This is a genomic window from Pseudoalteromonas luteoviolacea (assembly GCF_001696455.1).
In the GTDB taxonomy this organism is placed as follows: domain Bacteria; phylum Pseudomonadota; class Gammaproteobacteria; order Enterobacterales; family Alteromonadaceae; genus Pseudoalteromonas; species Pseudoalteromonas luteoviolacea_C.
In genome coordinates this window covers 1,357,337-1,371,057 of record NZ_MAUJ01000001.1, presented here as the reverse complement: position 1 = coordinate 1,371,057, position 13,721 = coordinate 1,357,337, and the positions used below count along the sequence as shown (strand labels likewise).

Here is a 13,721-nt window from a genome sequence, read left to right as displayed (position 1 = left end):
AGCCCCCTTTTTAGTATCCAAAAGGAATAAATACCTCTATTTACAAGATAAAATCGTCTTAACTAAGTTACTTTGATAGTGTAAAATGAAATAATATATTTCTTTTAGTTATAAATCTCGCCTGTGATCCAACCTCAGTCCCTACAACCCATTTATTTAGATGCCAATGCAACAACGCCTGTGTTGGAGCCTATCGCAACGAAAGTGATGAACGCGATGATGAATAATTTTGGTAACCCATCCAGTGCACATATCACAGGCGTAAAAGCAAAGCGCTTACTTGAAGAAACACGGTCGCTCGGGCGTGATTTAATCGGCACGCAAACAGGTGAGTTATTGTTTACCTCTGGGGCCACGGAAGGAATTCAAACCGCGGTGGTCTCTGCAATAAGTGGTTATCTTGAAAACGAACATTTAAAGTATGAATCTCCGGTTTTGCTTTATGGTGCTACGGAACACAAGGCGGTGCCAAATACGCTGGTTCATTGGAACAAAATGTTGGGACTCAATGCTCGCATTCTTGAAATACCAGTCGACAATCTAGGTTTATTAGATCACCACTTTATTGCAGAGCATGTTCAGCAAGCTGTGATGATCTGCACAATGGCAGTGAATAATGAAACAGGCGTAGTGCAAAACTTAACTGCACTGGAAGAGACTATCAGAGCAGTGAACAAAAATGCTGCTTGGTTAGTTGATTGTGTACAAGCACTTGGCAAGATACCGTTAGTTATGGACTCAACGTCAATCGATTATGCGCCTTTCTCCGGCCATAAACTGTATGCTCCCAAGGGGATTGGGTTTTTATATATTCGTTCTGGACGACCATACACGCCATTTATCGCAGGTGGGGGACAAGAGTCGGGTATGCGCTCTGGCACTGAAAACCTGCCTGGTATAGTGGGCTTGAAAGCTTTGTTTGAACTACTGAAAAGTGATGATAGTGCATTTCATTCAAGCACGCAGTTGCAAGCGCATCGAGCATTATTTATAGAAGCGTTGAATGATACCTTTGAAGTCGTATCTTATCATAGTGAATTGGCGCTCAGCGTTGCGACAACGATCAACTTTTCAGTGCCTTATCTTACTAGCAAAGAAATAATGGATTTGTTCGATGCGGTTGGGATCCGGGTGAGTGGGGGATCGGCATGCAGCGCAGGGGCGACAAGCAGCTTTGTGCTCGAAGCAATGAAGTTAGGACATTGGGAGTGCGAAAACGCTGTACGGCTGTCTTTTGGTCCAGCAGACGACAGCGAGTTTATTGCGATGGCTTGTGAGTCGATCCGTAGTGTGAAGTCATCTTTGCAAAAAATGTACTTAAGGGGCTGTGGAGAGAGCAAATCAATGCTCCCAAATTGTATTGGATTAACTCAATTAGTGTATGGCAGTCAAAGTTGCTGGTTGTACGTGACTGAAAATTCAGAAGCCTTTGTTTACAACCCTATTGAGCGCATTATTCCAAAGCTATCACGCATTATTTTGACTCAAGACCTTAAGTGTAAAGCGATCCTTCTCAAAAATGATTCAGAAGAACAAAAGTATGCGAGAAATAACTTACTTACTTCGCTTGGGCAACACACTCTGTCTGACAAAGTGCAATCATATAACAACCAAAAATGGGCGTTAGTAGAAGAGCGAGGGAATGATACCGTAAGCTACCTGTTAAAGGTCAGGGGTAAAAGTACAGTCAGATTTTCAGAAGATGTTTCAACATGTTTATTCTCACGTGAATTAACCTGCTCTTCAAAAGGTGCAAGCTTTGAATTTGCTGCGTCAGAGAAAAACGCAGCGCAGCCTAGCCTTGTAGGCTGTAATACTATTGAAGAAGCGAAGCTGTGGTTGTCTGATACCGAGGCAAAGATATTGGATGTAAGAGAGCAGACTGAGCATGATGCATCTATTGAGCATATCAAAGCCTTGTTCGAATTATCCGATAGCTCTAGGGTTATTAACATTCCACGAAGTCGTCTTGCGAATGCGTTTTTGGAAAATGAGCTGGACGCAAATATGGCGTATCTGCTGATTTGCCGCACCGGCACGCGGTCAAAAAGCACACTGCAAGCCTTAACCGTTTCAGGCTTTATGAGACTGGAGAATTTGAATGGCGGGCTGCGCTGGATTGACAGCGCCAAATTGAGATTATTTAGGGGCTGGGCCTGTACTTTCACGAATTACAACTGAGGGAGTAAAGGTCGTTATAATATCTTTGTCGTGCGAGCGGCTCCCTCTGGTTTTAGAGAATAGCAAACGGGCAGCGTGCTCAGAAATGACGCTATTTGCTTGATGAGCCGTCGTTAGTTTTGGCCAAGTTTGTCTAGAGAATGGCGAGTCCTCGAACCCAGAAATAGATAATTGTTCTGGAATTGCAATATTCATAAGGCGCGACGCAAATAAAGCACCAGCGGCGATTTCATCGTTCCCTCCTAAAATCGCGGTGATGCCAGATTCGTTATTGTTTTTAAGAAGCGATTTTGCGCCTTCTACACCTGATTCAAATGAATAAGTACCTTCATAAACTAAAGAGTCGTTATAAGAAAGGTTATGGTCTTTCAATGCTTGCTTGTAACCTGATAAACGCTCAGTTGTAGATTTGTGCTCTGCATCTCCACAAGCAAATGCAATGGTTTTATGGCCTAGTTTTATCAAATGCTCAGTAATTTCATACGCAGCTGCATAGTCATCCACATAAATACAGTTGTTGTTTTTGATAGACTCTTTGGATTCGTTCTCTTCAGACGGGGTATTTTGACCAGATAAAAGTCTGACGTAAGAGATACCAAGGTCATCGAGCATTTTAATGATATGTTTTTGCTCAGATAGGGGAGGAGTCAGCACGAGCCCTGCAAGTCTAGAGCGTTGGATCATCGTGGCAATTTCTTGCTGCATATCTGGATCACCAGCAGAGCAAGGATGTATAACGAGCTCATAACCTTCTTCTTTACACCTTGAAAGTACGCCGTTTTGCATGTCAATAATGTAGTACGCGTTTGGGTTATCATAAACTAAACCGATAGCGAATGAGGAGGTGCCAGCAAGGTTTCGAGCAGCAGTGTTAGGCTGGTAGTTAAGCTCCTTAACAGCTTGCATAACGATATCGTATGTTTTCTTTCTAACGGAAGGTTCTTTATTAATAACCCTCGATACTGTCTTCATTGAAACGCCTGCATGTTTAGCGACGTCGTTGATGGTTACTTTCATTTTTTTTCTTCTATGAAATCAAAAGGCGTTTTGTACCGCCAAAATATGGGTAACTTTGGTTCAGCCTTTTAAAATAGCGGGCTTAACACTCAAAACGAATGACACGTTTAATAATTAAAACGCAATATAGTATATTTCGGCTTTTCAGGAAACGATCAAATTAGTCTGATTAGTATTGAGTCGTAAATTTAACTGCAACTGAATATCTTGAAATTATTTTATGATACCGGTGTCAAAAAATAAAAAATCAGTTATTATAGGGATAGTAAAATGAAAAACATGAAGTTTGACAGCGTTGTCATTTTAACTTATGGTTAACGCTCGATTATGTTTATGTGTGCTATCTGAGTATTTTGCACACGATCATCGCTAGGGGAATAATTATGAATTGCCGTACATCTTTACAAAGTTGGCAAGCATTAACAGCATCGTCAGAAAGATTAAAAAAGCAACATTTAAAAACGCTTTTTGACAATGACTCAGGACGTTTTGATAAATTTTCTAGACATATTCCTGGAGTCCTTTTTGACTTCTCCAAACAATTGATTGATAACTCATCATTTGAGCAGTTGATTGAACTAGCGAAAGAATCCGACATCGCAGCTTGGCGAGACAAAATGTTTTCTGGTGAAAAGATTAATTTCACAGAAAACCGAGCTGTATTGCACATTGCGCTAAGAAATAGGGCTAACACGCCTATTTTAGTTGATGGCGTTAATGTGGCAGAGCAAGTTCAGTCAGAACTTGAAAAAATGAAAGGCTTTTCCGAACGCGTAAGAAGCGGTGAGTGGAAGGGCTATACTGGCAAGCAAGTTAAAAATGTTGTCGCGATAGGTGTAGGTGGTTCTAACTTAGGTCCGCAAATGGTGACTGAAGCGTTAAGTGCCTATGCCGATGACACGCTGAATGTACACTATGTTTCAAACGTAGATGGCGTGCAGCTTGCGCAAGTTCTTAAAAAAGTAGATGCAGAGACCACTTTATTTGTGATTTCTTCTAAAACATTTACTACTTCTGAGACCATGAATAACGCGCGCTCTTCAGTAAATTGGTTTTTAGAAAGTGCGCAGGATAAGAGCGCAATTGCTAAGCATTTTGTTGCGGTAAGCACAAACTTAGAAAAAACTCGCGAATTTGGCATCGCAGATGAAAATGTCTTTACCATGTGGGATTGGGTTGGCGGTCGATTCTCTCTTTGGAGTGCAATTGGGTTACCTATCGCTTTATATCTAGGCTTTGATAAATTTGTCGAAGTACTTGAGGGAGCATTTGAAGTAGACGAACACTTCAAAACAGCAGAGTTTGAACATAACGTTCCCTTGATTATGGCGTTGTTGAGTGTTTGGAACACCAGTTTCCTTGGTCACACGTCACAGGCAATTTTGCCGTACGACCAAGCATTGCATATGCTACCAGCTTATCTGCAACAAGGTGAAATGGAGAGCAATGGTAAACATGTAACATTTGATGGTCAGACTGTACCATATACAACTGTACCAATTATTTGGGGCATGACAGGTATCAATGGACAACACGCTTTTTATCAATGCCTGCACCAAGGCAATGTGATTGTTCCAGCTGACTTTATTGCCTCAGTTGAGCCGCAAGTAGCGCTAGGTAAGCACCATGATGTGCTGCTTTCTAACTTTTTAGCGCAAACTGAAGCCATGATGGCGGGCGTAAACGAAGAGCAAGTTCGTACAGATTTGCAGGCAAAAGGTAAATCTGAGCAGGAAATAGAAGAACTAGTTGCTCATAAGATACATCAAGGTAATCGTCCAACAACATCTATCGTTTTAGATAAAGTGGATGCAAAAGCAGTTGGTCGACTCATTGCCATGTACGAGCATAAAATTTTCTGCCAAGGCATTATTTTAAGTGTTTGCTCTTTTGATCAATGGGGCGTTGAACTTGGTAAAGGCTTGGCAACGAATATCGAAGCGGAGTTGACGGAAGAAAATGTTGCTCATGAGCACGACAGTTCAACAGCTGGATTAATTGCTTATTACAAGCAAAAAAGAAACAATTAACCGAGTTGCTTAAAGGCAGCTTGATGAGAAAAGAATACCTTTGAACGGGTAGCGCTGGAGTACTTAGGGCCTGTATTTTTGTGAGAGGAATTACAGAGCCCCTAAGACTCATTTTTGGCTAAATTATTTAATTTGAATACAACTTACTTATGTGCTTTTGTGCTCAACTCTAAGTAAGTAAAATAATCTGCGAACGAATTCAAACCTAAAAGAAGTAGAGTTTGGTCTATTCACCTTTGAACACCAAACGGTTTTGATTATCGCGCGTGTTCGCTCCTCAATATGATCGCGCGCCTAACCTTGTGAGATATAATTATGCTTAATCCTTTTGATATCGTAATTTTTGGTGGGGGCGGCGACTTAGCGTTGAGAAAATTGTTGCCCGCAATGTATCGAGCATATCAAGAAGGCAACTTGCCTCAGGGTACTCGCATATTGCCGACGGTTCGAGAAGAAAGTAAAAAAAACGAATATGTAGAAACGGCACACAAAGCTCTTCAGGAATATTTAAGCAGTGGCGAATACAATCAGAAAGATTGGAATGAGTTTTCAAAGTTTTTAGTTCCAGTTGTTGTAAATGTAACCGAAGCGGATGAAAACTGGGATTTATTACGAGAAATACTGGACACAGATGAGGAAGACAAATCTCGCGTATTCTACTTATCTCTTCCTCCCGCTGTATATGGCACATGTTGTGAACTCCTTTCTAAAAAATCCCTCATCTCTAAAAACTCTCGCGTAGTTGTTGAAAAACCAATTGGATACTGCGGAGAATCAGCAGAAGAAATTAACTCTAAGATTGCAGAGTATTTTGAAGAAGAACAAATCTTTAGGATTGACCATTACTTAGGTAAAGAAACAGTTCAAAACCTAATGGCACTTAGATTTTCAAATGTTTTGTTCGAAAATCTGTGGGATGCAAAAACGATCGACAACATCCAAATCAGCATTTCAGAAACTGTAGGTTTAGAGAGTCGTGCTGGTTTTTACGACAAAGCAGGTGCTTTACGAGACATGGTTCAAAACCACCTTCTACAACTGCTTTGTTTGGTGGCAATGGAATCTCCGCATAAACTCAACGCGAACAGCATCCGCAATGAAAAGTTAAAGGTACTTGAAGCGCTGAGACCGCTTACTGATGAGTTAGTGGACGAGAATGTTGTTCGGGGACAATATGTGCCTGGTGATTTAAATGGCAATTTAGTGCCTGGTTACTTAGAAGAATTAGGTGAAGGCTCAAGTACAACAGAAACGTTTGTGGCGATCAGAGCACATATTGAAAACTGGCGCTGGTCTGGCGTGCCATTCTATCTGCGTACAGGCAAGCGAATGAAGCAGCGTTGTGCTGAGATTGTAGTTGAATACAAATCAGTCTCTCATAATGTTTATGATAATAAAGTTGGACCAATCTTACCAAATAGATTAATTATCAGGTTGCAACCTGAAGAAAGCATCCAATTGACTCTAATGTCTAAACGATTAGACAATTTAGAAATGCAGCTTGAACCTGTGACGCTAAACATTGAATTAAGTGAAAAGTATAGCAATGGTTTCCATTCAGATGCGTATAAGCGCTTGATGCTAGACGCTGCGGCAAATAACCCATCATTATTCATTCACCGAGACGAAGTAAGGCAAGCTTGGAAGTGGATTGACCCAATTATTGCTAGATGGCAAGAGAAAGGTACGCCTGCACTTTACCGTGCTGGATCTTGGGGGCCTGAATCGGCTGATGAGTTACTCGCTGAGAAAAATCATGCTTGGTTCAATGTAGGAGAGAACAACTAATGGCATTACTAAATGAGCAGTTTTTCGACTCTAAAGATGAGATGACTGAATACCTCGCTTCGTTACTTGAAGACACATTGAGCGCTGCACTTAAGAGTGACGGCCAAGCAAGTATGCTGGTATCAGGTGGGTCGTCTCCGGCTCCCGCATACAAACGTTTATCAAATCTAGAGCTAGATTGGAGCAAAGTCACTGTTGCTATGGTTGATGAAAGATGGGTTGAGCCAACTCACGAAAAATCGAACGAAGCTTTTATCAACTCAACATTACTTCAAAATAATGCATCGTCGGCTAACTTTGTGACCATGAAAAATGGCGCTGAGTCAGCAGAGCTGGGGCGAGACGAAGTTGAAAAGCAGTATCAAACGTTAAAGCAACCTTTTGATGTGACTATTTTAGGTATGGGTCCAGATGGGCATACTGCTTCTTTATTTCCTAATGCGACTGGCTTGGAGTCTGCGTTGCAAACGGAACAATTGGTTTGTGCCATCAACGCCATCGAAAGTGAAGTGACTGGTAGCATTACAGAAAGAATGAGTTTGTCGTTGAGTGGTATCGCCAATACTCAACATGCCATCTTGTTGATCAGTGGTAATGCGAAAAGAGAAATCTACGAAGAAGCTAAAAAAGATGGATCTGAACTAGATATTCCACTTCGCGCAGTTTTAGGGCTACCTGATTTAAAACTAAGTGTATTTTGGTGCCCATAATTCGTTAACTAAGGAAAAGCACACGTCCAGTGTGCTTTTCTTCTTTTCACGCCTTCATATACATTAACTACTCAAATATAAATCCATCACCCTTGTAGTCATTTTTAGAAATAGCTAACCAAGCTTTTATATTCTCTTCAGTAACAAGACATCGACCAAAAGCTTTATATCTCAATGTGGAAAGGTTTCTTCACATTTTAATACATACTTTATTATTAATTGTTATAAAGGTTCAACGATGTTTGAGATGTGATTTTTGTTCAATTATTGATGGTTTTTAAATTCAGAAGGGGACGCAGTTGGATAACTGCTTAATTTTAAAGTTACTTATTCCTCATTTGTTAATGATGCTGCAAGTATTGTGATAATGCAGCTTTTACTAGACACGAGCTCGTAAATAAACTAAAATGACAGCGTTGTCATTGAGAATGTTTATCACCTTGAATAGCTTCTGCCCAGGCTAATGTATGGTAAACCCTTCAAAAAGCTGCATTAAAAATACGCAGTCCTAATATTAGATACAAAAAAACTGTATCAATCGCCTCATAAACTACAGATTTATACATTTACTGTGGTATATTAATACTCGTTTGTAACAAAGTATATCCAAATTCAGAATAATCCTTTATTTTTTAATGGTTTAGCAATTGAAATGAAAAATTTTAATGTGTTAAGGCAAAAAACATGTAGCGATTATGTAATTTTGGGTGTATGGTTTGTTATTAGATGACAGCGTTGTCATCATCACTGGGCAGAAGTGATTTAAAAACCAACAAAATGATTCAAGGGGAATCCTGTGTTAGCTAATAATTTTAAGAAAAGTTTACTAGCTGCAAACATTGGTCTTGCGTTAACCGCAGGCGTATCTGGTGTAGCAGTTGCTGAAACCGGCAATCAAGTTAAAGAAGACGTTGAAGTAATTGAAGTTCGTGGTATTCGTCGTTCTTTAAAGGAATCAATTAATACAAAACGTTTCGCAAACAGCGTAGTTGATGCTGTATCTGCGGAAGACATTGGTAAGTTTCCTGACAGCGATGTGGGTGAAGCGTTAGGTCGTATCCCTGGTGTTGCTGTTAACCGTCAATTTGGTCAAGGTCAACAGGTATCAATTCGTGGTGCTTCTAACCAATTAACTCTTACTACGCTTAATGGACAATCAGTTGCGTCAACTGGTTGGTACGACCAACAAGCAATTGACCGTAGTTTCAACTACTCACTTCTTCCGCCTCAAATGATCGGTGCGATTGAGGTTTATAAATCATCTCAAGCAGACTTAGTAGAAGGTGGTGTAGGTGGTACGGTTAACGTTATCACTCGTAAGCCTCTTGATTTAGATGCAAACTCAGCTTATTTCTCTGTTGAAGGTGAATACTCTACAGAGTCTGAAGAAACAGATCCTGGTTTCTCAGGTCTTTACAGCTGGAAAAATGCTGATGAGACATTCGGTATTTTAGGTGCGATCGGCTACGAAGATACAACTTATGTTCGTCGTGGTAACGAAGCTTCTTACGGCTGGGATGGCGCTGAGTCAGTAAACTATTTTGAGCAGCAACGTGAAAGAACGTCTATTGATTTAACGGCTCAATTAGCTCTAAATGACAATTCAGAACTTGTTTTCCACTACATGAGCTTAGAATTAGAGGCTGATAACAACAACAACAGCTTGTTCTTATTCTCTAATACTGGCAACTGTACAGCAAAAATCGAAGCGACTGACGTATGTTTAACGCGTTCGAACACAGTTGATAACCCAGCGCCAAACAGAACTTTCCTTCAAACTTTTGCTCGTTTTGCTTCAATGAATTCTGATGTATTCGATGTTGCATACAACTATGAAGGCGATGGCTTTAAAGTTGAAGCGCGCGTAGGTATGACAGAAGCTGAAGGTGGTACGGATTTAACTATCAACCACGCAACTTACCTTGGTACAACTGCTGACCTGAATGGCATGGTTATCGATAACTCAGGTAAAGCTTCAACAGTGACTCTTCCTAAAGGTGGCTGGAATAGTTCTGAGTTTGACCCAACTTGGGTAGACGATAATGGCGTACCTGGCTATGGTTTACAAAACTGGGCTTCTCAAAGAGCGCCAAATAAAGACGAAGAGACTTACTTCCAGTTAGATGTAACTTATGAACTAGACCACGAATACATCACAAGTGTTAAAGGTGGTATTCGTTGGACTGACCACGAAGTAGAGAAAAACTCTTTCCGTCCTACGCACAAAGCACACAGAACCATTAACCCAACTGAATTTTGGGGCGCTTTAGATGCGGCTGGTACTGACGCAATTGCTATCCCATTACCTAACATTGGTGCAATGCGTTCTAACGCTGAAGCTACATTCGATACTTGGTACCAAGATCGTTCAGGTTTCTCTACTGTTGAAGAAGAAAACATTGCTATTTACCTAATGGCAAATTACCAAGGCGAAAACTTCCGTGGTAACTTCGGTGTTCGTTATATCTCAACAGATGCATCATCAAGCTTCTACGCGCCAGACCCTGCGTTTGTTGCACCAAACATTGCACAAAACAATGGCCTGAGCACTAACATCATCAAGACTGAAGGTGATTACAGCGAAATCTTACCTAGCTTCAACTTAGCGTACGATGTAACTGAAGATAGCATTGCACGTTTCTCGATTGCACAGGTTATTTCGCGTCCTAACTATGATGACATGTTCGCAGCGACTGCTATCAGTGGTTATGGTGATACTCAGCGTGGAAACGAAACGCTAACTCGTGGTAACCCTGCTCTTAACCCGTACAAAGCGACTCAAGCTGATTTAGGTTATGAGTACTACTACGGCGACGCAAACATGATTGCGGTTACTCTTTTCTACAAAGATGTTAGTAACTTCACGACAAGCTCAACATTGCTTAACCAGTCTGTAGGTATCGTTGACCCAGTTACTGGTCAAGATAGCTGGCAAATTGATAGCCGAATTGACGGTGAAGGTGGTGATATCACTGGTATCGAGTTCCAAGTTCAACATGAGCTAGGTGGTGGCTTCGGTACAATCTTCAACTACACATATGCGGATGGTTCAGTAGATCCTTCAAACTTCGTTGATGCTGTAGGTGTATTCTCTGATAGCTCAGAAAATACTATCAACGCTGTAGGTTACTATGAAAATGATGACCTAAGTGTACGTCTTGCGTATAACTGGCGTTCAAAGTACATGATTCGTGAAACTGGTTTCTACGGTAACCGTATGCACGATGACTTTGGTACACTTGATTTGACAGCTAGCTACAACCTAAACGAAAACATTACTCTACGTTTTGCAGCAGTTAACCTAACAGAAGAAGACAGTGTTCAATACGGACCTGCAGTTTCTCCTGCTGGGTCGAAGACTGAATTACGTGACGGTTTTGCAGCTTGGTCTTACCAAGGTGACGCTAGATACTCTGCGGCGATTGACTTCCGCTTCTAATATTGAGTGAAAGCTATCGAATAGCCCCAGTTTGACTGGGGCTTTTTTTTTAGGGTAATTTAATAACCAGTTAAATATTTAAATGCTTTATCAATATGACCAGCTAATTTCGCTTGTTCTCTACAAATAAAAATATTCGATTAATAAGTATACTGGTTTTTGACTAAGATATTGCATGTGTATGCAACCCATCCATAATCCTGGTAATTTTTTTACTTAGTAGTACCTTGCGGTATTAAATAATAATTTATCGACACTTTATCGTAAGTGGTTATTCGACGGTGATATATGAACGGTGAGATAAAGAGAGTTGTTGTTGTTGGTGGTGGCACTGCTGGCTGGTTGGCGGCTTGCCATCTAGCCAAGCAATTGGAGCCATCAACAAATCGGGGCATCTCGGTGACATTGGTTGATTCCCCAGATATTCCAACGATTGGGGTTGGAGAGGGTACCGTGCCTGTGATGAGAGACACGCTAAAATACTTTGGAATTAGCGAGGTCGAGTTTATAAAACGCTGTGACGTTACGTTTAAGCAAAGTATTAAGTTTGTTGACTGGGAAGTAGCTCCACGAGACGGCCATTCTACTTATTATCATCATCTCTTTGATTTTCCAAATATTAGACCTTTCAACCCAACGCCTTATTGGCTTTCAAACAATGCTATAAACAAAACGCACTTTGCTGATTTGGTCTCTGTTCAGTCACATGTCTGTGAGCTTGGATTGGCACCAAAGCTTAACCGCGATGGTGAGTTTTCGGGTTTGTTTAATTATGCATATCACTTAGATGCGGGGAAGTTTACTCAGATGTTATCTGAGCATGGCACTGCTGAATTGGGTATTAGCAATATTAAAGCAAATGTAGAGCGCGTTCATCTTAATGATGATGGCGAAATTATGCACTTAGAAACAGATTCAGCCGGAGTAATAAGCGGGGATATGTTTGTAGATTGCACAGGGTTTAAAGCCATGCTTATCGAAAAGAGTATGGGTGCCAAGTTTATTGATAAAAGTGATGTTCTACTTACAGATACTGCCTTGGCAATACAAATTCCCTATGAAGATGAAAATACAACGATCCCACCTTTTACAATCTCTACAGCGCAAAAACATGGATGGATTTGGGACATCGGGCTAACCCAACGAAAAGGTGTTGGTTACGTTTTTTCGAGTGCTCATCAGTCTGAAGATCAAGCTGTGCATACTTTAGCAGAGTATCTTGGCCAATCAGCAGCGCAAATAGAACCTCGTAAAATCTCAATGAAGGTTGGTTATCAAAAACAGGCATGGATAAAAAACTGTGTCGCAATGGGGTTGTCTCAAGGATTTGTGGAGCCACTAGAGGCAACAGGTTTATTAATGTTTGATGTTACAGCTAGGATGTTCTCGGAAGCGTTGCCTGATTTTAAAGAAGACATGCCATTGCGTGCTAAACGCTTCAATGAAGATATTTGCCAAATGTGGGAGTCCACATCTGACTTTATTAAGCTACATTACTATCTATCAAAACGTGAAGACTCACAGTTTTGGGTCGACAACAGAGATCCGCAGTCTATTTCAACTGAACTCGCGGAAAAGCTACAGATGTGGCAGCGCAAGCTCCCTTCTCAATTTGATTTTAGACATACCGTTGACTCTTTTAGAGTGAGTAATTATTTATACGTTTTGTACGGCATGAACTTTAATACTGAGCTCAATGGCCGATATGATCAGTATCATAACGTTGAAGCGATAAACAAGTTGCGAACTGAAATCGAAAAAGGTGTGAAGTACTGCAAAAGCAACTTACTCTCTCACCGAGAATATTTGGAAAAAGTACGCAAACTTAGTTAAGCGCGCGTACTTTGTTTACCAAAAACAATAAAGCTTGTAATCGTCAGCCGGCCTTCTGTGAGCATTTTGTCGGCAGGAGGCTCGCCAGCAATACATGCGGAATGCAAAATATTGCTTGGGAAAGCGACGATATCCCCAAATTGCGCTTCTAAATATTGGGTCCTGTGAAATAGAGGGTGGTTAGACCGTATATATTCAGGCTGAGAATGAGATTGTTCGTCCAGCTCATTATCTAATATATCCCTATAATGCTCGTGGTTGTCTACTGTGATCTCTTCAAACCCAGTTGCGCGGTGTTTGTAAAAGCCAGTACCGCCAAATTGGTTATCACATAAATAGTGAACTAACGCAATTTGATTGGGGTTTAGATTGTCGAAGTGAGGAATTGTTTGATAAGGGCCCAGTTCAGCCTGAGATTTTGTTACAACAGCATAGTTTGCACTGACTCTTTTTACGTCGTTAACATCCATTGCGAAAAAAGGCGCCATTTTTGCCATAACCTGTCGGATAAAATCGTAATAACTATCGGGAACGCGTGCCCAAACGCCTGGATAACTATTAATTGGTTGTACCCAATCCGGTTTATAATTTGAGGCGAGTTTTTTCCACTTTAAGCTCTCTTCCCCCGTACTCATGCAATAAATAGGTACTTCACTGTCGATTGGGGTTAAATTCTTAATTTCTTGATCCACTATGTATCCTTTCAATAACATCACATGGCTG

At 40.9% G+C, this 13,721-nt stretch carries 8 protein-coding genes; 6 read left to right on the top strand and 2 right to left on the bottom strand.

Features of this window, described 5'->3' with window-relative positions:
* Nucleotides 1–123: 123 nt before the first annotated feature.
* Nucleotides 124–2,181, top strand: a complete 2,058-nt coding sequence (locus A7985_RS05905) for an aminotransferase class V-fold PLP-dependent enzyme (RefSeq protein ID WP_065789488.1) — start codon at nt 124–126, stop codon at nt 2,179–2,181.
* Here the strand turns inward: A7985_RS05905 and A7985_RS05900 are convergent.
* Nucleotides 2,140–3,198 (bottom strand): LacI family DNA-binding transcriptional regulator, encoded by a 1,059-nt coding sequence (locus A7985_RS05900; protein WP_065789487.1) that lies wholly within the window; start codon nt 3,196–3,198, stop codon nt 2,140–2,142. The genes A7985_RS05905 and A7985_RS05900 overlap by 42 nt on opposite strands.
* A gap of 383 nt (nt 3,199–3,581) precedes the next feature.
* On the opposite strand from A7985_RS05900, the gene pgi reads away from it, so the two are divergent.
* From pgi to A7985_RS05875, 5 genes are all read left to right on the top strand, one after another.
* Nucleotides 3,582–5,228 (top strand): glucose-6-phosphate isomerase, encoded by a 1,647-nt coding sequence (pgi, locus tag A7985_RS05895; RefSeq protein ID WP_065789486.1) that lies wholly within the window; start codon nt 3,582–3,584, stop codon nt 5,226–5,228.
* Between the two features lie 315 nt (nt 5,229–5,543).
* Nucleotides 5,544–7,016 carry a glucose-6-phosphate dehydrogenase gene (gene zwf, locus A7985_RS05890; RefSeq protein ID WP_065789485.1) on the top strand — a complete coding sequence of 491 codons (1,473 nt, stop codon included), beginning with the start codon at nt 5,544–5,546 and terminating at the stop codon, nt 7,014–7,016.
* Nucleotides 7,016–7,726 carry a 6-phosphogluconolactonase gene (pgl, locus tag A7985_RS05885; RefSeq protein ID WP_065789484.1) on the top strand — a complete coding sequence of 237 codons (711 nt, stop codon included), beginning with the start codon at nt 7,016–7,018 and terminating at the stop codon, nt 7,724–7,726. The genes zwf and pgl overlap by 1 nt, the downstream gene beginning before the upstream one ends.
* Nucleotides 7,727–8,522: 796 nt before the next feature.
* The gene (locus A7985_RS05880; protein WP_065789483.1) at nt 8,523–11,165 is read left to right on the top strand and encodes a TonB-dependent receptor; all 2,643 of its coding nucleotides are present in this window, start codon (nt 8,523–8,525) and stop codon (nt 11,163–11,165) included.
* A 288-nt stretch (nt 11,166–11,453) separates the two neighbouring features.
* On the top strand, nt 11,454–12,998 hold the full coding sequence (locus A7985_RS05875; protein ID WP_065789482.1) for a tryptophan halogenase family protein: 1,545 nt from the start codon (nt 11,454–11,456) through the stop codon (nt 12,996–12,998).
* Here A7985_RS05875 and A7985_RS05870 read toward each other — a convergent pair.
* Nucleotides 12,995–13,690 carry a DUF6445 family protein gene (locus A7985_RS05870; RefSeq protein ID WP_065789481.1) on the bottom strand — a complete coding sequence of 232 codons (696 nt, stop codon included), beginning with the start codon at nt 13,688–13,690 and terminating at the stop codon, nt 12,995–12,997. The genes A7985_RS05875 and A7985_RS05870 overlap by 4 nt on opposite strands.
* Nucleotides 13,691–13,721 lie beyond the last annotated feature (31 nt).

Coding starts and splice junctions, on each gene's coding strand:
- A7985_RS05875 (WP_065789482.1), top strand. CDS start 11,454: ATGAACGGTGAGATAAAGAGAGTTGTTGTTGTTGGTGGTGGCACTGCT.
- pgi (WP_065789486.1), top strand. CDS start 3,582: ATGAATTGCCGTACATCTTTACAAAGTTGGCAAGCATTAACAGCATCG.
- zwf (WP_065789485.1), top strand. CDS start 5,544: ATGCTTAATCCTTTTGATATCGTAATTTTTGGTGGGGGCGGCGACTTA.
- pgl (WP_065789484.1), top strand. CDS start 7,016: ATGGCATTACTAAATGAGCAGTTTTTCGACTCTAAAGATGAGATGACT.
- A7985_RS05900 (WP_065789487.1), bottom strand. CDS start 3,198: ATGAAAGTAACCATCAACGACGTCGCTAAACATGCAGGCGTTTCAATG.